At 46.4% G+C, this 24,790-nt stretch carries 26 protein-coding genes; 10 read left to right on the top strand and 16 right to left on the bottom strand.

What is annotated here, in order from left to right:
* Positions 1-75: 75 nt before the first annotated feature.
* The 6 genes from QL234_RS14850 to queF all read right to left on the bottom strand — a co-directional run bounded on the left by QL234_RS14850 (position 76) and on the right by queF (position 6,823).
* On the bottom strand, positions 76-1,083 hold the full coding sequence (locus tag QL234_RS14850; RefSeq protein ID WP_044830962.1) for an isocitrate dehydrogenase: 1,008 nt from the start codon (positions 1,081-1,083) through the stop codon (positions 76-78).
* A gap of 291 nt (positions 1,084-1,374) precedes the next feature.
* The gene (locus QL234_RS14845; RefSeq protein ID WP_281558604.1) at positions 1,375-1,767 is read right to left on the bottom strand and encodes a DUF3192 domain-containing protein; all 393 of its coding nucleotides are present in this window, start codon (positions 1,765-1,767) and stop codon (positions 1,375-1,377) included.
* 136 nt (positions 1,768-1,903) lie between these two features.
* A complete protein-coding gene (gene xni / locus QL234_RS14840; RefSeq protein WP_281558603.1) occupies positions 1,904-2,719 on the bottom strand; it encodes a flap endonuclease Xni in 816 nt (271 codons plus the stop codon).
* Complete coding sequence (gene ppnN, locus QL234_RS14835) at positions 2,719-4,077, bottom strand: nucleotide 5'-monophosphate nucleosidase PpnN (protein WP_281558602.1); 1,359 nt, start codon at positions 4,075-4,077, stop codon at positions 2,719-2,721. The genes xni and ppnN overlap by 1 nt, the downstream gene beginning before the upstream one ends.
* 65 nt (positions 4,078-4,142) lie before the next feature.
* The gene (locus tag QL234_RS14830; RefSeq protein WP_281558601.1) at positions 4,143-5,729 is read right to left on the bottom strand and encodes a diguanylate cyclase; all 1,587 of its coding nucleotides are present in this window, start codon (positions 5,727-5,729) and stop codon (positions 4,143-4,145) included.
* A gap of 239 nt (positions 5,730-5,968) precedes the next feature.
* Complete coding sequence (queF, locus tag QL234_RS14825) at positions 5,969-6,823, bottom strand: NADPH-dependent 7-cyano-7-deazaguanine reductase QueF (protein ID WP_281558600.1); 855 nt, start codon at positions 6,821-6,823, stop codon at positions 5,969-5,971.
* A gap of 53 nt (positions 6,824-6,876) precedes the next feature.
* Between queF and syd the strand changes: the two genes are divergently transcribed.
* Positions 6,877-7,467 carry a SecY-interacting protein gene (syd, locus tag QL234_RS14820; RefSeq protein ID WP_281558599.1) on the top strand — a complete coding sequence of 197 codons (591 nt, stop codon included), beginning with the start codon at positions 6,877-6,879 and terminating at the stop codon, positions 7,465-7,467.
* A gap of 46 nt (positions 7,468-7,513) precedes the next feature.
* Here syd and QL234_RS14815 read toward each other — a convergent pair whose 3' ends face one another.
* Positions 7,514-7,849 (bottom strand): hypothetical protein, encoded by a 336-nt coding sequence (locus QL234_RS14815; RefSeq protein ID WP_281558598.1) that lies wholly within the window; start codon positions 7,847-7,849, stop codon positions 7,514-7,516.
* A gap of 173 nt (positions 7,850-8,022) precedes the next feature.
* Between QL234_RS14815 and QL234_RS14810 the strand changes: the two genes are divergently transcribed.
* On the top strand, positions 8,023-8,409 hold the full coding sequence (locus tag QL234_RS14810; protein ID WP_281558597.1) for a DUF3192 domain-containing protein: 387 nt from the start codon (positions 8,023-8,025) through the stop codon (positions 8,407-8,409).
* Between the two features lie 99 nt (positions 8,410-8,508).
* Here QL234_RS14810 and QL234_RS14805 read toward each other — a convergent pair whose 3' ends face one another.
* On the bottom strand, positions 8,509-8,739 hold the full coding sequence (locus QL234_RS14805; protein ID WP_274055196.1) for a DUF2789 domain-containing protein: 231 nt from the start codon (positions 8,737-8,739) through the stop codon (positions 8,509-8,511).
* A 173-nt stretch (positions 8,740-8,912) separates the two neighbouring features.
* Between QL234_RS14805 and QL234_RS14800 the strand changes: the two genes are divergently transcribed.
* The gene (locus QL234_RS14800) at positions 8,913-9,584 is read left to right on the top strand and encodes a GNAT family N-acetyltransferase (RefSeq protein ID WP_281558596.1); all 672 of its coding nucleotides are present in this window, start codon (positions 8,913-8,915) and stop codon (positions 9,582-9,584) included.
* A gap of 892 nt (positions 9,585-10,476) precedes the next feature.
* Here the strand turns inward: QL234_RS14800 and QL234_RS14795 are convergent.
* The 4 genes from QL234_RS14795 to QL234_RS14780 all read right to left on the bottom strand — a co-directional run bounded on the left by QL234_RS14795 (position 10,477) and on the right by QL234_RS14780 (position 13,691).
* The gene (locus QL234_RS14795; RefSeq protein ID WP_281558595.1) at positions 10,477-11,598 is read right to left on the bottom strand and encodes a hypothetical protein; all 1,122 of its coding nucleotides are present in this window, start codon (positions 11,596-11,598) and stop codon (positions 10,477-10,479) included.
* Between the two features lie 432 nt (positions 11,599-12,030).
* Complete coding sequence (locus tag QL234_RS14790; protein ID WP_281558594.1) at positions 12,031-12,225, bottom strand: hypothetical protein; 195 nt, start codon at positions 12,223-12,225, stop codon at positions 12,031-12,033.
* A gap of 100 nt (positions 12,226-12,325) precedes the next feature.
* Positions 12,326-12,625, bottom strand: a complete 300-nt coding sequence (locus tag QL234_RS14785; RefSeq protein WP_281558593.1) for a DUF3301 domain-containing protein — start codon at positions 12,623-12,625, stop codon at positions 12,326-12,328.
* 40 nt (positions 12,626-12,665) lie between these two features.
* Positions 12,666-13,691, bottom strand: coding sequence for a DUF3549 family protein (locus QL234_RS14780; RefSeq protein ID WP_281558592.1), 1,026 nt, complete (start codon positions 13,689-13,691; stop codon positions 12,666-12,668).
* Between the two features lie 282 nt (positions 13,692-13,973).
* Here QL234_RS14780 and QL234_RS14775 point away from each other — a divergent pair, with 282 nt between their 5' ends.
* Positions 13,974-14,333, top strand: a complete 360-nt coding sequence (locus QL234_RS14775) for a YqcC family protein (protein WP_281558591.1) — start codon at positions 13,974-13,976, stop codon at positions 14,331-14,333.
* Positions 14,330-15,106, top strand: a complete 777-nt coding sequence (gene truC, locus QL234_RS14770; RefSeq protein WP_281558590.1) for a tRNA pseudouridine(65) synthase TruC — start codon at positions 14,330-14,332, stop codon at positions 15,104-15,106. Before QL234_RS14775 ends, truC begins: the two co-directional genes overlap by 4 nt.
* Before the next feature lie 65 nt (positions 15,107-15,171).
* Here truC and dapD read toward each other — a convergent pair whose 3' ends face one another.
* The 4 genes from dapD to QL234_RS14750 form a co-directional block, all read right to left on the bottom strand.
* Positions 15,172-16,002 carry a 2,3,4,5-tetrahydropyridine-2,6-dicarboxylate N-succinyltransferase gene (dapD, locus tag QL234_RS14765; protein WP_281558589.1) on the bottom strand — a complete coding sequence of 277 codons (831 nt, stop codon included), beginning with the start codon at positions 16,000-16,002 and terminating at the stop codon, positions 15,172-15,174.
* 54 nt (positions 16,003-16,056) lie between these two features.
* Positions 16,057-18,672: a [protein-PII] uridylyltransferase gene (gene glnD, locus QL234_RS14760; RefSeq protein WP_281558588.1), complete on the bottom strand. Its 2,616-nt coding sequence runs from the start codon at positions 18,670-18,672 to the stop codon at positions 16,057-16,059.
* Between the two features lie 122 nt (positions 18,673-18,794).
* A complete protein-coding gene (gene map / locus QL234_RS14755) occupies positions 18,795-19,583 on the bottom strand; it encodes a type I methionyl aminopeptidase (protein WP_281558587.1) in 789 nt (262 codons plus the stop codon).
* 198 nt (positions 19,584-19,781) lie between these two features.
* On the bottom strand, positions 19,782-20,387 hold the full coding sequence (locus tag QL234_RS14750; RefSeq protein ID WP_281558586.1) for a protein-disulfide isomerase: 606 nt from the start codon (positions 20,385-20,387) through the stop codon (positions 19,782-19,784).
* Between the two features lie 417 nt (positions 20,388-20,804).
* On the opposite strand from QL234_RS14750, the gene rpsB reads away from it, so the two are divergent.
* From rpsB to uppS, 5 genes are all read left to right on the top strand, one after another.
* Positions 20,805-21,533 (top strand): 30S ribosomal protein S2, encoded by a 729-nt coding sequence (rpsB, locus tag QL234_RS14745; protein ID WP_281558585.1) that lies wholly within the window; start codon positions 20,805-20,807, stop codon positions 21,531-21,533.
* 98 nt (positions 21,534-21,631) lie between these two features.
* Entirely contained in the window at positions 21,632-22,480 is an 849-nt protein-coding gene (gene tsf, locus QL234_RS14740) for a translation elongation factor Ts (protein WP_281558584.1), read from the top strand.
* A 140-nt stretch (positions 22,481-22,620) separates the two neighbouring features.
* Entirely contained in the window at positions 22,621-23,361 is a 741-nt protein-coding gene (gene pyrH, locus QL234_RS14735; RefSeq protein WP_274050472.1) for a UMP kinase, read from the top strand.
* 25 nt (positions 23,362-23,386) lie between these two features.
* Positions 23,387-23,944, top strand: a complete 558-nt coding sequence (gene frr / locus QL234_RS14730) for a ribosome recycling factor (RefSeq protein ID WP_281558583.1) — start codon at positions 23,387-23,389, stop codon at positions 23,942-23,944.
* Positions 23,945-24,036: 92 nt separating this feature from the next.
* Positions 24,037-24,786, top strand: coding sequence for a polyprenyl diphosphate synthase (gene uppS, locus QL234_RS14725; RefSeq protein ID WP_281558582.1), 750 nt, complete (start codon positions 24,037-24,039; stop codon positions 24,784-24,786).
* Positions 24,787-24,790: the final 4 nt, after the last annotated feature.

Here is a 24,790-nt window from a genome sequence, read left to right as displayed (position 1 = left end):
ATACCGTTCATCCTGAACATAAAAAACCCGGCGATTAGGCCGGGTTTTTATTATCGGTAATTTCTTCAGAGCAGCTTATAAACGCTCTAATACCGCATCGGTAAAGTCAGTAGTACCGTGACTACCACCTAAGTCGCCGGTAGTACGGTCGCCGCTTTCAATTACGTCTTTGATTGCTGCGCGGATTTTCTCTGCCTTATCACCCATGTCCAGGTATTCCAGCATTTGGATGGCAGCGAGAATTACGGAAGTCGGGTTTGCCAGGTTTTTACCGGCAATGTCAGGGGCTGAGCCGTGCACCGCTTCAAAGATAGCACAGTCGCTGCCGATGTTGGCGCCAGGGGCCATGCCTAAGCCGCCCACTAAACCGGCACATAAGTCGGACAGGATATCACCGAATAAGTTGGTGGTGACGATAACGTCAAATTGCGCCGGGTTCATGACCAGCTGCATGCAGCAGTTGTCGACGATCATTTCCGCAGATTCAATATCCGGGTAACGCTCACCCACTTCACGGGCCACTTTCAGGAACAAACCTGAAGTTGACTTTAAGATGTTGGCTTTATGTACCGCGGTAACCTTTTTACGGCCTTCCTTGCGGGCGGTTTCGTAAGCAAAAGTTACGATCTTTTCCGCGCCTTCGCGGGTGATCTGGCTCATGGCTTCGGCGGTGGCACCGTCTTCCGATACCGTTTGTCCTAAACCTGAGTACATGCCCTGGGTGTTTTCACGGATAGTGATGATGTCGATATCTTCGTAACGGGCTTTAGTGCCTTTAAAAGACAATACCGGGCGGACATTGGCATAAAGCTTAAAGTGCTTACGTAAGGTGACGTTAATAGAGGTAAAGCCTTCGCCTACCGGGGTCGTTAACGGGCCCTTTAGGGTGATTTTGTTTTTCTCGATTAATGCCAGGGTTTCTTCCGGAACCAGTTCGCCGTGCTTTTCTAACGCGGTAAGACCGGCATCTGCATACTCATAGTCAAACTCACAGCCTGCTTTATCCAGTACTTTTATGGTTGCGTCAATAATACTCGGGCCGATGCCGTCGCCGGGAATAACAGTTATGGTTTGTTTAGCCATTAAATATACCTTTTAAAATAAACTTCTTAATAATTTTTTACCTGAGGGGGTGAATATTAAACGAAATCATTCATTGACCATCTTCATTGAATCCTGGCCACTTATTTATTACGTTCGCTATAACTGATCAAACCACTTAAGTAATTGCGCTGCTTTATATCATGTCACGGGGATGTAAGCCAGCTTAAAACCTTTTATATTGACCTTAAACAATAGACAAATATCAGTATATATCGAAAGTCGGGAGAAAATGCAGATTTAGTCGTTTTTTAAGTGATTGACAGGAAAGTGTTAGTTTTTCGTGTGGTTATCTATGACTTGCCAGTTATCCGGGTAGCCGATGCCCAGGCCGCTGCCGGTTAAGATATCGTTGACAAAAAGCAGGTAGCTGCATTCTTCCTGGGTGGTGATGCCGTCGGATTTGACATGCTGGGTGCGGTAAAAGGTAACCTGGTAGTAGTTGTTGTTTTTGCGTATCGCCTCTGTGGAATCCGGGGTGCCGAGATCGGTTAAGATCTGCTCCAGGGTATGTTGTCCCGGAACAAGCTTGGCGATATATTGGCGGTTGAATTCTTCCCTGTCTTCCCAGGTCATGCTGCTGGGGCTGCCTTTATAAAAATTGATGACTAAAAAGACAAACAGGCCGTACAGGGCTAAAGAAAGTAAGACATACTTTTTATTCATTCTTTATCTAAGACCGGATTGTCTGTAAGTGATTAACAAGACATTATTCATGAATATAACAAGATTAACAGCAGAGAATTGTTTCACTTTATGTAAAGTGCCGCCATTGCCTGCCTGATACGCTTAATTATGGCGGTTATTCGGGCTCGCTTGCAAGGGGCAGGCGGAGATCTTTAAGGTTGAAGCCCAGCGGGATATCTTGCTTCAGGGTCAGCAATTGCCGGTACAGCTTCAGCTGGTCGACATCCTCATGTAATTTTGTCATGACACTCTGTTTTAAATCTTTGGCATTGAGCAGGGCAGCCAGGGAATCATACTGGCTTAATAAGGCCGAGGCGGTAATTTGTCCGATACCGGCAACGCCGGGAATTTTATTGGTGCTGTCCCCGGTCAGGGTCCAGAAATCCACCAGCTGCTCGGGTTTAACCTTAAACTTTTCCCGGACATAAGTTTCATCCAGGTAGCGGCGGTTAAAATAATCATAAACCTTGATATTTGGTCCCAGCAGCGACAGGAAACTTTTGTCGGTGGACACTATGGTGACATTTTGCCCGCGCAGGGCAACCTTAACCGCCAACGTGGCGATAAGATCATCCGCTTCGTCTTCTTCTGAGACCAGGGAGTCCACCGAGAAGCGCATAAATTCATCCTGGATATCGGACAGCTTGTCGGCAAGGTGTTCCGGCATTTTTTTTCGGCCTTTTTTATAATCCGGAAACAACTGGTAGCGCCAGCACGGGGCGATGCTGTCAAAAACCGCCAGTGCATGGCTTGGCTGGTGTTGTTCCAGCATTTTCCCCAGGGCTGAAACACAGCCCTGTTGGGTGTTGAACAATACCTGCCTTTTGGTATTTTCTGCCAGTTCATTATTTAAAAGGAAAGGGCGCTCCTGTACTGCGTATATACGCCTTATTAAGTTTAAGGCGTCTATCAGGATAAGGTGTAGCGGCATTAAGCTGTTTCCTGCGCGATTTCATAACAGGGAATATAGGCACTGCCGGGTAATTTCATTCTTTGCTGTTTGACAAAGGAAGCCAGTAAATTATCCATTAATGCCATCATCCGGGATTCGCCGGAAATAATGAAAGGTCCGTTTTCCCGGATCGCCTTGATACCGGGAGATTTGACATTGCCGGCGACGATACCGGAAAAGACCCGGCGCAGGCTGGCGGCCAGCTGGGCGGTTTCCATGTCGCTGTTGATGTTCAGCGCCGCCATGTTTTCATGGGTCGGTTCAAACGGGTGCTGAAACTGGGACTCTATCTCCAGTGACCAGTTAAAGTGGTAACTGTCGCCGGTTTGTTTGCGGTAGTCGATCACTTCGCTCAGGCCCTTTTTCATTTCTTTGGCAACGCTTTGGGCGTCATCGATAATGATCTGGTATAAATCCTGGGCTTTTTTACCTAAGGTGGCGCCGATAAAGGTATCGATTTCGGTAAAGTAGTCGGCACTCTCCGTCGGCCCGGTGAGTATGATAGGCAGCTTTTGCGCCTGGTTTTTGTCATTGAGCATAATACCCAGGATATAAAGCAACTCTTCAGCCGTGCCCGCGCCGCCGGGGAAGATGATGATGCCGTGGGACAGGCGCACAAAAGCTTCCAGGCGCTTTTCAATATCCGGCATGATCACCAGCTCATTGACAATCGGGTTGGGGGGTTCGGCGGCGATAATGCTGGGTTCGGTCAAACCGATATAACGTCCCAGGGGGTTGCGTTGTTTGGCATGGCCTATGGTGCCGCCCTTCATCGGCCCTTTCATGGCGCCGGGACCGCAGCCGGTGCAGATATTAAAGCCGCGCAATCCCAGGTGGTAGCCGACTTCCTTGGTATATTTGTATTCGATCTGGTTGATGGAATGGCCACCCCAGCAGGTGATTAAACTGGCGTCCGTTTCCGGCAAGATGGCATTGGCATTTCTGAGGATATCAAAAACCACATGGGTGACCTGGTCGGTGGTGGCATGGATATCGATATCTTTGTAACTTTTGCTGATAAACAGAATGTCACGCATCACCGCAGACAAGTGCTCGCGGATACCGCGGATAATTTTTCCGTCGACAAAGGCATCAACCGGGGGATTGATCAGATCAAGTTTAACGCCGCGTTCCCGTCTTAACACCTGGATGTCAAAATCCTGATATTTTTGATAGATGGCTTCGGCATCATCGGTATGACTGCCGGCATTTAACACCGCCAGGGAACAATTGCGATATAAGTTATATAATTCGCTGCTGGCGGACTTTTGCAGCTGGTCAACCTCTATTTGGGAAAGCAGGCTCATATTGCCTACGGGGTTGAGTTGTGTATGCATGATAGACTCCTTATGCGAACGCGGTAGACGCAGTTATAGGTAAACGTACTTATAGATAAACGTAGTTAAAGGTAAACAACCTTGTTTTTTCCCTGATCTTTGGCCTGGTACAAGGCTTTGTCTGCTCGTTCAAATGCGCTGTGGATATTATCTTGTGCCTTAATATGCGTGACACCTATGGAAGTGGTAATACTGACCTTATTATTTTTAAACTTAAAGGGCAACCGGGCAATGTGTTTTCTTAAGTCATTGAGATGCTGCAAAAGTTTGTCCTGTCCTATCCCGGTATAAACCAAAACGAACTCTTCTCCGCCATAACGGGCGATAAAGGCATCGGCAGATACTTTTTTCGTTAAGGTCATGGCCATGACCTGCAAGGTTTTATCCCCGGCGGTGTGGCCATAGGTATCATTGATGCGTTTAAAGTCATCAAGATCTAATATCACCAAGGCTAAGTCATAACTTTGCTGTTGAAAATCAATGAGTTGATTTGAGAAGTAATCATCAAAAGCGGCGCGGTTATTCAGCTTGGTCAAGGCATCCTGCATGCTTTTTATTTTTTGCTGCTTTAACTGCTCTTCAAAATACTGGCTTTGTTTTTCCAGCTCTTTGACCCGGGCGGTCATGTCATTGAGCTGGCTTTCTATTTGCCGGTTATGTTTATTTTCGCTGCTGGATTTATCTTCGAGGGTTTTGACGATATTTTGTAAGTTTTTATTAATTTTTTGTTTCAGGTCGCTCACCGACTTGGCACTGTCTACCACGGTAGACATTTCATCTACCTGCTTGTGCAGCTTGGCGTTGAGTTCATTACTGGCACTTTGGGATTCTTTGTTACAAAACAGGGTCTTGTTGATGGCAGCTTGTACATCAGATAAGGTTTCGCTTAAGCCGGAAAGAAAGCTTTCTGCGGTGGCCCTTTCTTGCTGCAGGTCTGAGATAATAACGTCAAACAGATCCAGCAGACTCACCATCAACTTGTCGTTGGAGATATTGTGGGTGAGTTGCTCTTTTATTTTTAATAATTCACTGGTGTGCTTTTCCGGCAGTACCAGGTGATCGATCACATAACTCAGTTTGGCTAAGACGACCTGGTTAACCTCTTTGCTTTCACCTGCCGTGCCGTTGTTTAATGCATCCAGCAGGCCTTTTTTCGGCAGGGCGGGGGATAGCTTCAGTGCGGTATCATAGACACTTATCAGCTGGCTTAACAAAGGAATATATTGCACCAGGGCTTCTTTACTCTGCTCGCACTCCGTTAAGATATTACGCAGCTCACGCTTTTCTGCGCCGGGTAAGGTATTGATTTTCAGCAGGGCTTTGGCGGTATCGTTACATTGCTTACTTAACTGGCTGACTTCTTTTTCTGTTTTCAGATCATAGTTTTGAATGAGTTTAGCAATGAAGGCGATTTGCTGTTCTAAATCCGCTATCGGTGCACCTTTGGCCAGCAGCTTTTTCAGCTTGCTCAGGCGCGTGTCTAACTCTTTGTCTATGCCTTTGCAAAGCTTAGTTAATCGGGTGATAAACTGAACCAGGAGAGATGATTGGGCTTTTAAATCTGAATCTACGGCTGCCCGGGATTTGATTGCTGCGTCGAGTTTTTTTTTCAGCACGTTGATTTGTTCAACAGCAACAGACTTCTCATTCATAGAATATTCTTATTTCGGATAATTAGAAAATTTACAGGCTGAATTTCTGGCTATTTCTTACGGCATAAATAGCGGGCAGCCTTCATAGAAATTAATACGCTTATTATAAGTTAATTTACAACAGAAGCTATGTCCTTGTCAGCTAGCATTGTCTTTATTCTTACCTTTATTAGGGGCTGATTGAGTAAAAACAATGCCTGCTTAGGTTTTAAACTTATTTTCAGCTTCTGTTAAGAGAATTACTGACGTAATGTTCTGATTTTTGGCGCGCTTTTATCGCTCGTGCTGCGGTATGGATTAATGTCCAATCCGCCGCGGCGGGTATAACGGGCATAAACGGTCAGGGAGTCAAGCTGACAATATTGCTTGAGATCGCAAAAGATACGTTCAACACACTGCTCGTGAAACTCATTATGTTGCCTGAAAGAGATCAGGTAACGCAATAAAGCGGCATGGGAGATTTCCCGTCCCCGATATTCAATAAAAATACTGGCCCAGTCCGGCTGGTTGGTGATCAGGCAGTTGGACTTTAACAAGTGGCTGACTAAAGCCTGCTGTTTGACTTCATCACTGCCGTGCTGCTGTGCCTGTTCGAGTAACTTGGGGTCAAAATCATAATGATCCACACTAATATCTTCATCGTCGATACAAACGGCGTCTATCGGGGCTATGGCCAGTGGCGGGCAGTTGTCTACGTTAAAAAGTGCAACCTCGACCTCGGCCTTGGCGACCCGGGACAGATCTTCCACTAAGGCTTTTTGTACATTTTCGCGGCTGTCAAACCGGGTTTGGTTAAAACTGTTCAGGTATAACTTGAACGATTTTGACTCTATGATATTTTCGCTGCTGCAGGGGAAGCGAAACTCGGCTACGGCCACCACAGGTTTGCCTTTGCTGTTTAACCAGGATAATTCGTAGCCGTACCAAAGGTCTTCCCCTTGAAAAGGTAAGTTATTTTGATCCAGGGCCAGATCATTGCGGTTAAGACTTCTTGGTACCCCTTGCAATAAATCTGGGGTATATTGAGCGACATAAGCGGTGGTTTTACCCAGGGTTAAATTGTTCAGGGCGTCGCTGTTTTGGTAATTCGCCATAAAATAACTCATCTCTTGAAAACTACATTTATTTTAAAGGATCTTTACCTTTGATGAAATCAACAAATAACGACTTAACCGACAAACTTTGGCATTTTGCCAGCAGTTATATTGAAAATTACCAGCAAACCCACGGCCATTTGCCGGTGGCGGAACTGGATGAAGACTGGCCGTCGCCGTGCCAGCAGGGGCTGTTTACTGCTCAAGAAAGTGGCCACCAAGAGCAGGGGCAGCAAATTCTCTGGCAGCCGGTGCCGGCGGACGGGAATTTATGTTTTAACAATATCGAATCCGCACTTGAGCTGGAGCTGCACCCGGATATTAAAAGCTATTTTACCGCGTTTCATTCAGACCCCCTTGATGCCATGTGCTCAGAAGGGCAGCTGTCATTGTTATTTTCCTGGAATGAAGATGACTTTGAACGTTTACAGGAAAATATCATAGGCCATGTTTTGATGAAGCAAAGGCTAAAACAGCGCATCAGTATCTTTTTTGCCGTCACGGATGAAGAAGATCTTATCTTGTCGTTGGATAATGAAACCGGGGCTATCTGGGTAGAGCATGTTGGCCGCGAACCCCATAAAAAACTGGCGGATTCGATGGCGGAATTTATCGCCGGTTTAACCCCGCATAACCGGGCATAAGCTGGGCGCTTATCCTCTGTGTCGGGGAATTGTTCGCCCCTGGGCCTTATTGCTTGTCTTTGCCGGTTAAGCTGAGCAGCAAGGCTTTCATTTCTTCAAGTTCCCGGCGAAGCGGTGCTATTTCCTGTTGTATCGCTTGCTCTACTGCCTGGTAAATTTCTTTATCCGGCGAGGTTTTCTCCTGCTGCTTTTTTGCCGCCTTCTCATCCGGCTTTTTTACTTCGATATAGTCGGGATCATGTTGCCAGCTTTTCAGGGTAGAGATGATCACAGGTAAAGGGGTTGGGGATGAAAGTTTTGTTTTGATCAAGGCGACGCTCGGGCTTTTACCCTGGTTGGCGAGTTGGTTTGCTATGGTTAATATTTCTTCTCGAATAGTCATTTTGTTATTCAGGCAGTGATATTTACTATATTTTAGCGAATATCACCAAATATGTCTTTGTTAAAATAACCACAAAAAATTAATCCATTTAAAATCAGTGGGTTATATTTTTGGTTTGGATTTTGCTGTTAGTTAGCTAACTTACGCTAATTGTTAACTATGAGTATTACAATATGAAAAAAACAAGTTTCTCACTATTAATCGCTGCGCCTTTATTACTGGGTTTATCTGGCTGTGTTGTTTCCGTCGGCGGGGACAGGGATGAAGGTTATCATATCAGCAGCGATTATAAAGATCGTGAATATGACAACCGTCAGGCCATTGCCGGCCTGGCTTTAGGCTCAAGTTTTACCCACTCCCTTAATGCGCTCGGGGTCGCTGATTTTAGCGAGACCTTTATGGATAACGAGCAAAAAGTCCAGGTACTTTATTACCGCACCCACCGCACCAAAGAAGACGGCATGACCACAAAAGACGAGTGTACATATTTGTATTTTGTTGATGGCCTGCTTAAAGAAACGGGTAATGGCGGCGAGTTTTCCCGTAACTTGGGACATTAACTGCGCCGCGCGCTAATTTTATGATTTATTGTTTGATGGAGTGCAGGTGAAAAGGATTTTGCCTGAATTTATTACTGCCTTGCTTCGGGCAAACTTGCTTTAACGCAACAAGTTATCCAGGCTGTCAACAATTTCTGCCCAGTCTGAGTCTTCGACTATTGCCTGGGTTAAAAAGTCGGCTTGCGCCGGATTCCAGAACCCTGCATTGGCTAAATGCACATCGGCGGGTATCCCCTTATTTTTATTTATAAAGTCATTGATACATGTATCTTTGTTATCTAATCCCAGCTGAGCAAACAGACAAGCCAGGGTATGGTTAGAACGATCCATTAATTTTTCCCCTTCAAGGTTAACTTTTTTAATTATAGTTGTTTAATTTATGCTCATGTGAATACTATTTGACCTAATTTAAAAAACCCTGTTATGGTAAGTTGGAGTTGTTAAAGAAGTAAAATAAAAATAAATCAGCATTTAATCAAAGCAAAGTGTGATGGGGGAGTTAGATGACAAATGTGGCAACTGCGCCGACTAAGGCAAATGTAAGAGCAACGTATCTTGCTGCTGAAGACCTTAAATTGGCTGCATCTTTATTATACCAGGCATATCATGATGATCCGGTATTCTTAGAGATCTTTAATGGTGAAAAGGAAGACTATGAACAAAGGTTGCGTGCTTCTATCCGGGAAGAGCTGGGAGCCTTTTGGCATGCGAAGCAGCCTATGGTTGGCTTGTATCTTGGTGAGGCCATGGTCGGGGTTGCCTGTTTAAACGGTCCGGACGACGGTTTTGGCTCTGAGCGCTTCTGGCACTGGCGCTTGAAAATGTTATTAAGTGCCGGTTATTTCAGCACCAAACAAATGATCGAAAAGGAAGAGATCATTTTATCGGCGGTGCCGTTGGAAAAATTCCATATGTTATCTTTTATTGCCATTCATCCTTTGCATCAGCATTATGGCTTTGGCCATTATCTTATGGCGGCGGTATCGACTGTGCTGGAAGAACATCCGGACAGTGAAGGGGTTGCGGTTTATGCGACATCGGAAAAATACCGGGAGTTTTTTAAAGATGTCGACTATCAGTTTATCCGTGAAATCAATGTCGGTAATGTCAGCGGCGCCCTGATGGTACACTACCGTGAACAGAAAACTCGTGAACAGACAAAAAACCAGGGCTAAATTTTCACCTTTCATAGCAAACTACTACTAAAGTTCACTTGTTGAAAGCAGGTTCCCGGGACTTGCTTTTTTTCGTCTTTTTCTCCCAAGTATTTCCCTGGGTATAGGTTTTAACACCGCGCCGATAGCCTTTTTTAAGGCCGGTTATTTGTTTTATTGTTATTTTTTTCCGCTTAATGGATGAAGTGCAAACACTTAGCCGTTCCGGGGTGTGAACAGGTTTACTTTAATTTTACCTCTTGCTGTGCGATATCTCCTACATCGACGTAAGATATCTTGGTTAATGATGTCACATTTTTCTCTGTATTGTTTTGTAACATCTTGAAAAAACTTGAATAAATTCGGCGGGGGCTTTGTTGCAATAAAGTTGCAGAATAATATATTTTTTGCCCTACTAAGTTAATTCTGAAAATCGCGTATTATTAATCATGTCAGGACGACACAGAGAAGGATACTCTGTAAAGGGAGGCATTAAGGATGATGTCTTGTGGATCGGATATCCGCAAAAGGAAGATATAACAGGGAAGTGAGTTGATCAAGGATGGTTAACTTAAGGATGATGCAAATGGATAGCACAGGGAACACACAGTAATGTGAATATATCAGGACGATATATTGCCCGGGACGGCTTAAGGAGGATGAAAGGATTCATCAAAATATACTAGGGATAGATATTTTAGGGATATAAAGTGTGGGAACACTAAATATGTGCAGGAAGCACTAAGCTAGTTAAATAAATGCGGCTCTATGAGCCGCATTTTTTTATGCCTGGCAGTTTTCCTTTGAGCTACAGGCCGGGCTCCCGGTATAAGCTCAGTATTTGCGTTCTGCAGGCAATCCAACGTCCGAAAAAACTTTACTTCCCCGTTATCGCGATAGAAAGCCAGCTAGCTTAATAGTCAATAAACTGGGCGTAATGATTGTTTTTCCCTAATACCGCCTGGCTGCCCTTCAATGAAAACTTATAACCGCACAAACGGAAGTGACCGCGAAAAGCGATTGCCTGTAACAGGGCTTTTGTGTCCAGGGGAGAGAAGCTGGCGAAATAGTTATCTCCCATTTCCGTGGTAACACCATAGGTGCGGTATGACTCACCGTTATTGAAGGTAATGTTCTCACAGCTGCTGTCGCCTTGAGCGGTCTTTACAGACCATATTTGTGTTTGTTCGGTTTTATCCGATTGCCAGTTGATGATCACCCCCTGGTATTGGTTGAGCAGTAACGAGAAGTTATCGGGTAGATCAATCTGATGTAATTTTTCATCCTGTTGTGCCTGCGTCTGGACAGGTGCGGTGTCATTTGACACTCCTGCCGGTTTTTCGCCGTCAGAAAAGAGCAGAGACATCACTATACCTGTGATGATAAAAGCGAGTATTACCCCTCCGGCATAGAGGGCATTTTTTTTATTAAGCAGCAACAGGCGAATTTGTTCGCCGGGATCTGTTGGCGCCGAAGCTGAGCCAAAGTTTTCTCCTGATGCCGTGGCTGCTTCCCCTGAGGGATGAAATACCTGCTCATTGCCGTCAATGGCTATTGTCTGCTCAGCGTCCGTTGAGCCGGTCAAGGTCGGCTCTATCCGGCTATTGCTCTGATTGCTGCGGCTATGGGGCCGGCTAAATCCCTGTAAATCAACGGGGCCGTTATAACCTAATTGATAGCTTTTTTCGGGTTTACCGGGATACGTTAATAACAGCGTTGAGAGCGCCATAGGAATAAGCAGCAGCCAATAGGCGCCGGCGTGATTGACGGTAATAATGACTAAACCTGTCAGGGCAAAAATAACGCCGGGGGCGGCGCTCCAGTTTTTATTGAGCTGGGCATCTTGTAAACGGCGCTTGGTGGAGAATACACACACCATAACGGCGATAAATAAAACCATGGCTGAACTGATCATATAACCGGTGAGTATGGCGCTCATCAGGATAAAACTCAGATAGCTGATGCCGCAGATCGCGCCATAACGCTGACGATTATCAAATCCGGATAAACAAAAAATCGACTTTAATAGCTGCACAAGACCTCCAAAATAAATTAACGCAAGATTAACTAATTTTTGCATCTGTGTCTGCGTGAATCTGGCAAAAATCAGGGGAGAATCAAAAGAAAAATCATTTTATCGCCGACTTGGTCAAACAATAAACAGCACAGATATAAGCCAGAGGGAGAAGCTGAAGCTTTTTGTAAGAAATTTCTTACAATAGTGTAGGCATAGTGAAATCCTTTTCAGGTGCAAAAGCAAATGCTTGTTCTAGTGTTTTGTTTTTACCGGTATTTTCTGTACTTATTTTTATCTGGGGATCAGCGCCGGTATTTATTTTTTTTCAGGCGCTGGTTACGGGCAATTCAGCTGGTAATATTAAGTTTGTCAGGACGATACGAGTTAAGGAAAACTTAAGCAGCATTCAGTGATGAATCACTCAACAGGATGGTTGAGCCAGACAGGAAATCAGCATAGGACGGCTAGGGTTTTAATAAGGAAGTTTACTTTTAGTTTAAAGTTTGCCAGGAAGGTACCGGGAGTTAACAGGGAAGTTAATGTTTCAGGGAAGAGGTCATCAGGATGGCGACCACCACCGGCTACAGGATGTTGGCTAAAAAACAAAAGCGGCATATCAGCCGCTTTTGTTTTATGTTCAGCCATGCTCACATGGATGTGGAAGAGTGGCCATGTTCAGGATGAAGGGCAATCTTTCTGTCTGGTGAAAGAACCTTGAAAAATTTCGCTAAGTGCTTTTATCAGCTTAAATTCTGTAGGCGGGTAAATCCACCCGGTTTAACTTTAAGCCCCTTAAGCTTAACTCACCGCTATTGCTTGACTCGCCGTCACCGCTAAATTCAAACTCAAAGACACTGGAAAAATATAATCCGTATTGTTTATCAAACTTTGGCCTGCTGAATTTTCGGGCAATGGCGATAAATTGCAAACCGCTTTGCTCGCAATATCTGGCAGCATGTTTTCTGGCGGACTCAGATACTTTTCTCAGGTAGATAAAATACCAGCACACCATAAACGCCAATAACAAGTAGTAAATATTTTCCATGATTAACACTTCACCCTTAATTCCAGCGGTTAAAACCAGGTTAGTTAAATAATTGTCCTATGGCTTTTGCCAAGGCGGGGCTACGATCCGGGGCCCGCATACACTGAAATAATATTGGGCGTATTAGCGGGATTGCAACCAGATCTTTAAAAATAGCGGTAAACAGCTCGTTATCTTGTTTGGCAATTAACAATTCGAGGTAATGGCTCATACGTGCGGGTGTTTGCAGCAAGGTCCAGCACCGTCCGGAGAGAGTGATCAGCTGTTCGCTGCTGATTTCCGGAGTCAGCAAACATTCGTCGGCAAAGGTGGTGACATCAATATGCTCACAGTTTGTCGCCAGTGCCCTTAATAATGCCTGTTCAAGTTCGCCTTCGCCGCTATCAATGGCTGACTTCAAGCGCTTTAGTAGGCTGCGGATGACATCAACCGGGTATTTTTTATTTTCCAGGGCCGAGCACAAAGGTGCCAGCACCTGGGGCGGCAACTGGGGCAGAGCCTTGATTAACACTTGCTGGAGTGCCTTATCATCGATGCGGGCAACAAAATCACTGATCCCCTGCACGCCGAGGTTTTGCCACTGATGCCAGCCTTGCTCGCCACTTAAGTAAGACAAGCAGTTCTGGTAATAACTGCTGGGCGGCTGTTTTAATTCCACCCCGATAATGCTGTTTAAGGCGGCCAGTTTATATTGTGCCGGGGTAAAATGATAAGGGTTATTTTTCAGCAGCGCTTCTTGCTTCTGGGTTGGATCAGCGGAAAGATCTGAGCCTAATGCTTCGATAATAATGGCAATAAAGTGATTGCGCGCTCCCTGGTTCAGCAGGCCTCTTTCATCCAGGGGAATTTTAATGAACCACAGGTAGGGGGCGGTTGAGCCTTTTTGCCAGAAAGCGGCGGCAATAAAAGCATGTCCTTGACTAGGAAAAGGGTAGGGCTGCTGGTTTAATTCTATTTTTTTAAATTGCTCTTTAGAGATTTTATCAATTTTACGGCCAATGTCATAAATACGGTATTGGCTGTCGGATAAGGTCAAAAGTTCTGAAATGGTCGAAATAGCGGACATAATGAAACTGGCTGAATAATGTTGGCGCTATTATAGCGAGGCTTATTGGAGATTAATACTCATGGCATATGAAAACTCATGCCTATTAAAAAATGGCTAATATAAGCAAGCCGGTTAGCAAAATCGTTATTGTCGGCTCAGGGAAGGGCAGCTTATCCGCTTGTCGTTAAATCAGCTGATTTGATACCGCCAGGGAGATAAGTGATTGCAATGCCCCCACCAGGCAAAGGTATAATGGCGTTTTATTGCCTGGCAGTTTCCTAAAACGGTAATTTCCCTGATATGAACGAAACATTACACCAAAAGACCTCAGTCCTGTTGACCCGGCTAACCGCCGAGTTAAAACATCAACAACTCTGGCAGCTTAGCGCGGTACCGGCAAAGGCACTGCAAAGCAGTCAGCCTTTTTGCTGCGATACCTTAACTTTTGAGCAATGGCTGCAATTTGTCTTTATTCCCAAGCTTGGTCAAATGGCGGAGCAGAAGTTGCCTTTGCCGACGAATATGGCACTGTGCCCTATGGCGGAAGAGGCTTTTAAACATCGGGGCCAGGCAGTGGCAGCGCTGGTTAATATTATCGGCGATCTCGATGAATTACTCAGCGGCAAGCGGGCACAAACCCTGTTTGTGAAGTCATCATGAGTGAACGTCAAGAGCTTGCAGGCGAGCAAGCTGTGCAAAAGCCGGTGCTGAAGATTTTATATCAGGATGAATACCTGGTGGCGGTAGATAAACCCCCGGGCCTATTCGTGCACCGCAGTTTTATGGACAAAGATGAACAGTTTTTTGCCCTGCAGCTGGTGCGGGATCAAATCGGCCGTTATGTTTACCCGCTGCACCGGCTGGACCGGCCGACCTCAGGGGTTTTGCTTTTTGCCTTAACCCAGGACGTTGCCCGGCAAATGGGGGAGGCCTTTACCGATAAAAGCATACAGAAAACCTATTATGCCCTGACCCGGGGACATTTACTGGGGGAAGCGCTGATCGATTACCCGTTAAAGGAGAAGCTGGATAAAATCGGCGATAAATTTTCCCGCACGGATAAAGCGGAGCAGGAAGCACAAACCTATTATCAAACGCTGGATACCGCCTCTTTGCCCGTGCCTTTAGGCAAATATGACAGCGTACGTTACTCCCTGGTGAAACTGTTGCCGGCAACCGGCAGGCGCCATCAGATCCGCCGCCATCTGGCGCACCTGCGCCATCCCATTATCGGCGATATCAACTACGGGGATAATAAACAAAACCCGTTCTTTATCAGGCACTTTGGCTTTAAACGACTGATGTTGATGGCGAAAAAGCTTGAGTTTAGCCACCCGGTGACCGGTGAGGCGGTGAGCATTGAAGCGGATTTTGACGGCCAGTGGTTATCGGTTTTTGACCGCCTTGGCTGGCAAGCGAATGCATTTGGCTAATTTGCTTTAGTGCAAAATCAACAAAGGGCCAGACGGCCCTTTGTCTTAATAAGACTTTGGTTTACTTAGTCTTCGCTGATGGAGCGCAGCAGGGCATTCACGCCGATTTTCGCCCGGGTTTTTGCATCGACTTTCTTTACGATAATGGCGGCATATAAACTGTAGCTGCCGCATGTTGACGGCAAGTTGCCCGGTACCACAACCGAGCCCGCCGGTACCCGGCCGTAATGGGTTTCACCGGTTTCACGGTCGTAAATGCGCGTGCTTTGTCCGATATAGACCCCCATGGAGATCACTGCGCCTTCTTCAACCACTACTCCTTCAACGATTTCAGAGCGGGCGCCGATAAAACAGTTATCTTCGATAATGGTCGGGCCCGCCTGCAGCGGCTCCAAGACACCGCCGATGCCGACACCGCCGGATAAATGGACATTCTTCCCTATCTGGGCGCAGGAGCCCACGGTAGCCCAGGTATCGACCATAGTGCCTTCGTCGACATAAGCGCCGATATTGACATAGCTGGGCATTACCACGACATCTTTACCGACATAGCAGCCGGTGCGTACCGTGGCGGGAGGCACTATGCGCACGCCGTCGGCTTCAAAATCGCTTTGCTGATAATTTTCATATTTCAGCGGCACCTTATCGAAATATTTGCTTTCGCCGCCGTCAATCACCTGGTTATCCCAGATGCGAAAAGACAACAATACCGCTTTTTTCAGCCACTGGTGCACCACCCATTCCCCGGCAATTTTTTCGGCAACACGGGCCTGGCCGGTATTAAGTAATGCCAGGGTGTCAAGCACCGCTTGTTTGACGTCATCGCTGACGGTTTTCGGGGTGATATTGGCCCGGTTTTCAAAGGCCTGTTCGATAATCTCTTGTGTGGCGTTCATGTGTTTTTCCTATGTAAAATTCTAATTCTTATTCAGTTCATTAAATAAATGGGCTTAACCGCTGATATCGTCACATAACCTGGAGGTCAGCGCTGCCTGTTCCTCTTCCGTCAGGGCAATATTGTCACTGTTGGAGACAGTAAACACATCTTCTGCTTTCTCGCCGAAGGTGGTGATTTTGGCGGAATGGATATTGATTTTGCAATCCTGAAAGACCTGGGCGATGCTGGCGAGCAGGCCGGGGCGGTCCAGGGCGACAATTTCCAGCAAGGTGGTTCTTTTGGTATTGCTGTCGATAAAGCTGACCTGGGTCGGCAATTTAAATTGCTTGAAGCGTTTCGATATCGGCTGGAGCGAAATATCCCGCAGCGACTGCTGGCTTAATTTATCGGCCAGTGCCGCGGCGGTTTCCCTGGCCCGGTACGGGTCGTTGATCGGTTTACCGTGGCTGTCGAGCACGACAAAGGTATTGACTGTGTAGCCGGTTTTACTGGTGATAATTTTAGCATCATGAATCGACAGTTTTTTGCTGCTGAGCAGGGCGACTGTGGTGGCGAAAATACCGCTGCGCTCTTTGGTATAAACAAACACTTCGGTGCCGCCGCGATAAGGGGTGGTGCTGATCAGCACTAAAGGTTTGCTTTTATCGTGGCCGATAATATTGCGGCTGTGCCAGGCAATTTGTGCCGGGGAATAACGCAGGAAATAATCCGCTTTATATTCGCGCCACAGTTTTTGCAGCGCTTCATTGTCCAGTTGCTGCTCGGCGAGCAAGGTCAGGGCCATGTCCTGATTTTCGCGGATTTTTGCCCGCAGATCGACCGGTTTTTCCAGTCCCCGCCTGAAGGCGCGCTTGGTGTTAAAATATAATTCTTCAAGCAGGTTGGCTTTCCAGCTGTTCCACAGGCTTTCGTTGGTGGCGCGCATATCGGCGACGGTGAGGCAGTATAAATAGTCGAGATGGGCCTCATCGCGGACAACTTCCCCGAACTGGCGGATCACATCGGGATCTGAGATATCCCGGCGCTGCGCCGTCACCGACATCAGTAAGTGATGTTTGACCAGCCAGGAAATCATCTTGCCGTCATGCTTGTTGAGCTGATGTATTTGGCTGAAATTCAGCGCATCCACGGCCCCGAGTTTGGCATGATCGCCGCCGCGCCCTTTGGCGATATCGTGAAAAATCCCGGCAAGGTACAAAACTTCCGGCTTGCGGATGCGCTGCACGATTTTACTGCACAGGGGGAATTCATGGTTATGTTCGCTCTGGCTGAAACGGTGAAGGTTTTTGATCAAACGGTAGCTGTGCTCGTCAACGGAGTAGGCATGGAATAAGTCAAACTGCATCTGGCCGGCGATACTGCGCCACTGTGGCAGGTAGGCCCCTAAAATGCTGTGCTTGTGCATCAGGGTCAAAGGCAAGCCCAGTCCCCTGGGGTGGCGGATAATCGCCATAAACAGTTGCCGGCTTTTGGCATAATCGCTCAGGGCCGAGATCAGACGCCGCCTGGCATTACGCATTAACCTTAGGGTGTGGGAATGTATGCCTTTGATCTTCGGCTCCTGGGCGATGATCAGGAACATTTCCATCAATTTTTCCGGGCGGGTAAAAACCCGCTCGTTGCTGGCATAAATCAAGCCGTCGACCAGCTCAAAGTCCCGGTTGATGGCAGTGCGCTCCAGCGGCTTGTCCCGGTGTAAGATCACCTGCTCAAAATGTTGCAGCAACATATTGTTGAGCTCGGCGACGCGGGCAATCACCCGGAAAAAGCGCTTCATCATGCGCTCGACCACGGCTTTGCCCTCATCGCCAAAACCCAGCAGCTTGGCAACATCCGCCTGGTAATCAAACAATAAGCGGTTTTCATTGCGCCCGGCGACAAAGTGCAGGGCAAAACGCATGCGCCACAAATAATCCTGGCATTCGAGCAGTTCATAATATTCATTGCGGGTCAGGTATTCATGGGCCACCAGCTCATCGAGGGAGTCGGCGACAAAATGGCGTTTCGCCACCCAGCCTATGGTTTGTATGTCCCGAAGCCCCCCCGGGTTGGCTTTCAAGTTTGGCTCCAGGGTATAGGCGGCGCCGTGATATTGCTGATGGCGTTTTTTTTGCTCTTCCCTTTTGGCAACAAAAAACTTTTGCGAACTCCAGAAAACATCTTCTTTAAGCAAAGGTTGCAGTTGCTGGGACAGGGCGCTGTTGCCGCAGATCAGGCGCATTTCCATCAAGTTGGTGGCGACGGTGACATCCTTGACCGCCTGTTTCAGGCACTCTTTGACGCTGCGCACGCTGTGGCCGATATCGAGTTTGACATCCCAAAGCTGGGTGATAAAGGCGGAAATGCGCTCTTCCAGTGAGCTATCCCTTTGTTCCTGTGTGAGCAGCAGGATATCAACATCGGAATGGGGGTGAAGCTCATTACGGCCATAACCGCCAACGGCAATTAAGCTGATCTGGTATTCATCCAGCTGGTGCTGGCACCAGAGTTTTGTCAGCACCTTATCGACAAACTGGGCGCGGGCACAGAGCAAAAAGGTGATGTCTTCAACTTCAAAGGCTTCTTTTAACCAGAGATTAAAGCGCTCACTTAGCTGGCAAATTTCCATGCTGCTCAGCAGGGGGGCGGTGATGGCGAGTGTATCTGTATATTCTGCTGGTACTAACATCTGAGTATTCAAATTGTGCTCTTCACTTTACTTAGGTTAAAAGGCAAACTTAAAAATGCCTGTGTGTTATGACTTAATCGGCTCCCGGCCAGGCGGTCAAGCTTGCCGGGATAAAAAATCCCCTAATTATGCAATATCTGGGGGATAGTATCGTCCTTGCGCAGGGTTAAGATCTCACAGCCGGTTTTCGTCACCAGCAGGGTATGCTCCCACTGGGCGGATTTTTTCCCGTCTATGGTATAGACAGTCCATTTATCGTCTTTATCAAGCACCGTTTTGCCGCGGCCAAGGTTGATCATCGGCTCTATGGTAAAACACATGCCTTCCTGCATTTTCGTGGTGTCATTGTTTTTGTAATGCACGATTTGCGGCTCTTCATGGAATTCCTGCCCGATGCCATGACCGCAATAGTCTTTGACAATGGAGAAACGGCCGGACTTTTTGATGAACTTTTGGATAGCGGCACCAATTTCACCAAAAGCCACCCCGGGTTTCACTTTTTTGATGCCGGTGTACAGGGCTTCCTGGGTGATACGGCATAAACGGGCGTCTTCCGGGGAAACATCGCCGATGAGGAACATTTTACTGGTATCGCCGTGGTAACCGTCTTTGATCACGGTAATATCGATATTGACAATATCGCCGTCTTTTAATTCGGTATTATCCGGGATACCGTGACAGACCACATGGTTAATCGAGGTACAAATGGATTTTGGGAAACCGTGGTAATTCAGCGGTGCGGAAATGGCGTCCTGAACTTCTTCGGTATACTTGGCGCAAATTTCGTCCAGCTGTTCTGTGGTTACCCCGGCTTTGACATGGGGGGCGATCATTTCCAGCACATCGGCGGCAAGTTTGCCGGCGATGCGCATCTTTTCAATTTCTTCCTGAGTCTTTATTGTAATACTCATCGATACCTCAATTTATCTTGGTTTTTAAGCGCCGGCATGCTCTGTTTTTGGCAGTTTGAGCGCTGTTTAATCGTTAGTTAACCGCAGTTTCATCGCGGCTTAATCCTGTTAATGGCAACTATTATGCTATGTTCGTGCTTAAGTTACTAATTTTCTTCCTGCAGCATTGAGCTTATAAGGAGGCTTGCTTTAAAAAGCCTACTTGGTCAGTTCCAGTTCAACGGCTTCAACAATGGCCTTAGGCTTGGCTAAGTATAAGTTGTGGTTGAGCAAGACTAAATTATCGTCGTTGGCCAGTAATAATGCCGGGAAAGCATTGGTGCCTATGATCTCCTGCAGCTCTTCAATATCATGCAGGCCAAGTTCGGCTTCCTTGATGAACTTGTCCCGGTTGAAGACTTTTGCCGGCGGGGAAAGTTTATGGGTTTTGATAATGTCTTCAACATCCTCAAGGCTTTGCAGCTCATTGCCTTGCTGGAAATGGGCCTGCTGCAAGCTGTTCAGCAGCGCCAGGGCGGCATGCGGGGCTTTGTTTTGGGTCCAGGCCATTAAATTGGCGGCGACACCTGAGTCTTTGGCACGTGATAACCCTTGCTGGTAGTGCTCGCCAAAGCTGAGCTTACTGTCCCCGGTGACCGCATCGAGCACGTCTTGAGTGACATGGTTATCACCTTCATAGTGGGCGATATGAAATAACTGCACTTTGATTTTCGGCAGTGCCTGCGTGATTTCATTGACTAAGGCGGTGCTGGCATAACTCCAGGGGCAATGGGTGTCGTAAATAAAAAATAATTCTGTTGCCATACTCTTGGTTCGTCTTTAGATAAAATAAATGAATAAATTTTAACGTGAGTGGCGACATTCGCCTAGCGCTAATCGCCAATAAAAGACATTATTCGCGTGAATTTCCCGGGAACCTTGGCTTTAGGCACCCCTGAACTCACCCCCGTGCCCGGTTGTGATAAAAGCACCGGCAAACAGCAAAAATTCTGGCCAGTGGGGCGTTAATATGGTATAAAATGCCGCGCTGAAATTCCGGTGCCGGTAAAGGGGCTGGATTTCGCGACTAAACCGTGCTGCAAAAATGCAGTATTTAAACTTAAACTCACATACATCTAGCAAAGGTATACCGGGGTGCCCGGCTTGTTCAGCTCATGCTTTGACGAGTCAGTGGTCGTGTATATTGGATGTATGAACGCTTAACCCCATAAAGGAAAAAACATGCCAAACGTTTCTATGCGCGATATGCTTAAAGCAGGTGTTCACTTCGGTCACAAGACCCGTTACTGGAACCCGAAAATGAAATCTTACATCTTCGGTGCCCGTGACAAGGTGCATATCATCAACCTTGAGCAAACTGTTCCTATGTTCAACGAAGCTTTAGCTTTCTTAAACGGCGTTTCTGCCAAAAAAGGTAAAGTATTATTCGTAGGTACTAAACGCGCAGCAAGCGATGCAGTAAAAGATGCTGCAATTAAATGTGATCAATTCTACGTTAACCACCGCTGGTTAGGTGGTATGTTGACTAACTGGAAAACCGTTCGTCAATCTATCAAGCGTTTAAAAGATCTTGAAGCTCAAAGTTCAGACGGTACTTTCGACGCGCTTACTAAAAAAGAAGCCTTGATGCGTACCCGTGAAATGGAAAAACTTGAGAAAAGCCTTGGTGGTATTAAAAACATGGGTGGTTTACCTGATGCTTTATTCATCATCGATGCTGATCATGAGCACATTGCGATTAAAGAAGCTAACAACCTAGGTATCCCAGTAATTTCTGTTGTTGATACTAACTCAAACCCAGATGGTGTTGATTACATCGTTCCTGGTAATGATGATGCGATCCGTGCGGTAACTTTATACCTGGATTCTGCTGCCAACGCAGTATTAGAAGGTCGTGAGCAAAATATCGTAGTACAAGCTGAAAAAGACGGTTTTGTTGAAGCTGAATAATAGCTGCAACCAATAACGTTTTATTGCATTTGCTACAGAAGTCAACGGCTTCTGTAGCAAAGTATTTATACATTATCTGAAAATTTGAGGATTAACTCATGGCAATTACTGCTGCAATGGTTAAAGAATTACGTGAACGCACAGCTGCGGGCATGATGGATTGTAAAAAAGCTTTACAAGAAGCTGACGGCGATATGGAACTTGCGATTGAAAACATGCGTAAGTCCGGTCAGGCAAAAGCGGCTAAGAAAGCCGGTAATATCGCTGCTGAAGGTACTATTTTAATTAAAGATGCTGACGGTGTTGCGGCATTGGTTGAAGTTAACTGTCAAACTGACTTCGTAGCAAAAGACGCCAGCTTCTTAGCATTTGCTGAAGAAGTTGCCGAAGCTGCTATTGCTTCAAAAGCAACTGTTGAAGAACTGCAAGCCCAGTTCGAAGAAAAGCGTATTGCTTTAGTGACTAAAATTGGTGAAAACATCAATGTTCGTCGCGTTCAATACATCGAAGGTACTGCTTTAGCTTCATACCGTCACGGTGCCACTATCGGTGTTGTTGTTGCCGGTGAAGGCGATGCAGAATCACTGAAGCACCTTGCCATGCACGTTGCTGCCAGCAAGCCAGAGTACATCAATCCTGAAGATGTACCTGCCGATGTTGTTGAAAAAGAAAAAGCCATCCAAATCGATATCGCGATGAACGAAGGCAAGCCTCAGGAAATCGCTGAGAAAATGGTTACTGGCCGTATGAAGAAATTCACCGGCGAAGTTTCTTTAACCGGTCAGGCTTTCATCATGGAACCTAAGCGTACTGTGGGCGACGTGTTAAAAGAGAAAGGCGTAACGGTTTCCGGCTTTGTTCGTTTAGAAGTTGGTGAAGGTATCGAGAAGAAAGAAGAAGATTTCGCAGCTGAAGTTGAAGCGCAAATCGCTGCTGCCAAGCAGTAAAATCTCGGTTAGCTAAGCGATTAATTTCAAGAATAATTAATTAAATAGCTATAAGACTTTCGATAGTCAGCCAAACGTATTAAAATAGCCGCGGTCAATTTCGACCGCGGCTATTTTTTATCTACAGGAATGTTTATTTTATGAGCATCAACCCCAAACCTAGTTATCGTCGTATTCTGTTAAAACTCAGTGGTGAAGCCCTGATGGGTGAAGAAGGATTCGGTATCGATCCTAAAATTCTCGACCGTATGGCGCAGGAAATCAAAGAATTAATCGAAATGGGCATCCAGGTCGGTCTGGTGATCGGCGGTGGTAATTTATTTCGCGGCAAAGGGTTAGCCGATGCCGGTATGAACAGGGTTGTTGGTGATCAAATGGGCATGCTGGCGACTGTGATGAATGGTCTGGCGATGCGTGATGCGCTGCACCGGGCATTTGTCAACACCCGCTTGATGTCGGCTATCGATTTAGCCGGTGTCTGCGATACTTATAACTGGGCCAGCGCCATCAGTTTGTTAAAATCCGGCCGAGTGGTGATTTTCAGTGCCGGTACCGGTAACCCGTTTTTTACCACGGACTCCGCCGCTTGCCTGCGCGGTATTGAAATAGAAGCCGATGCGGTACTTAAAGCAACAAAAGTTGACGGCATCTATTCAGATGACCCGATGAAAAATCCCGATGCCGAGCTGTATAACCACCTGACTTATCAGGAAGTGTTAGAAAAAGAATTACAAGTGATGGATTTAGCCGCCTTTACCCTGGCACGTGATCATAATATGCCGATCCGTGTTTTCAATATGAACAAGCCGGGGGCATTAAAAGCCGTTATCATGGGCAATGATGAAGGCACTACAATCGATCATGCTGAAAATTTAGGCTAATTATTGGTTTTTAAGGAATAGTAAAGTGATAGACGAAATTCAACAAGATGCTAAAGAGCGTATGGCTAAGAGCATCGAAGCTTTAAAAAATAACTTAAACAAAGTCAGAACCGGCCGGGCACATGCATCCCTGCTGGATAATATTTCTGTTGATTATTACGGTATGGCAACGCCGCTTAATCAGGTGGGTAACATCTCTGTTCCCGATGCCCGTACGTTAGCAATCACGGTTTTTGACAAAGGCATGATAGGTGCGGTAGAAAAAGCCATCTTAAAATCGGATCTGGGTTTAAACCCGGCGACCAATGGTACGCTGATCCGTATCCCATTGCCGCCGCTCACCGAAGAGCGTCGTAAAGACCTGGTGAAAGTGGTTAAAGGGGAAGCCGAAGGCGGTAAAATCGCTATCCGTAATATCCGTCGCGATGCCAACTCCGATTTTAAAGCCTTGTTAAAAGACAAAGAAATCAGTGAAGACGAACATCGTCAGGCGGAAGATGAGATCCAGAAGATCACTGACTCATTTATTAAGCAAGTTGATGAAGTATTAGTCGAAAAAGAAAAAGAATTAATGGAAATATAAGGTTTCCATTGCTTATTGACAGACGCCGTAGATAATCACTACGGCGTCTTTTTGTATTACGGACTTTTATATTGCTAAGAAGAGTGAGTAGTTTGAACGATTTAGCTAATCACAATACCTGTATCCCCAAGCATGTTGCCATTATTATGGATGGTAACGGACGTTGGGCGGAACAACGGGGAAAAACTCGTGTCGCCGGCCATAAAGCCGGGGTCGAGTCGGTCCGCTCAGCTGTGTCTACGGCAAGAAAACTGGGGGTTAAGGCGTTAACCCTGTTTGCCTTTAGCAGTGAAAACTGGCAGCGGCCGGAAAAAGAAGTCAGTGTACTGATGGATTTATTTATGTTTGTGTTAACCCGCGAGGTCAAACGCTTACATAAACATGATATTCGTTTTCAAGTCATTGGCGATGTCAGTCGCTTTTCCGAAAAATTACAAGAAAAAATTAATTCGGCAGAGCAGCTGACCCAAGACAATACCGGACTGGTACTTTCTGTCGCCGCCAATTATGGCGGGCGCTGGGATATCACCCAGGCGGCAAAACAACTGGCTGCTAAGGTGGCCAACCAGGAGTTGTCCCTCGACGAGATTACCGAGGCCAGCCTGGATGCCCACACCAGTCTCTACCAACAACCTGAACTGGACTTATTGATCCGTACCGGCGGTGATTACCGCATCAGTAATTTTTTACTGTGGCAGGCGGCCTATGCCGAGTTTTATTTTACCGATGTCCTGTGGCCTGATTTTAATGAGCAGGAATTTGAGTCGGCTTTGAGTGTCTTCAAGGATCGGGAACGTCGATATGGTCAGACGGGCCAACAGGTTAAACAACAAAATAAATAAAAGG

This window comes from Thalassomonas sp. RHCl1 (assembly GCF_947387555.1).
Taxonomy (GTDB): domain Bacteria; phylum Pseudomonadota; class Gammaproteobacteria; order Enterobacterales; family Alteromonadaceae; genus Thalassomonas.
The sequence above is the reverse complement of the archived record's forward strand: the minus strand, read 5'-3'. Positions and strand labels throughout refer to the sequence as shown.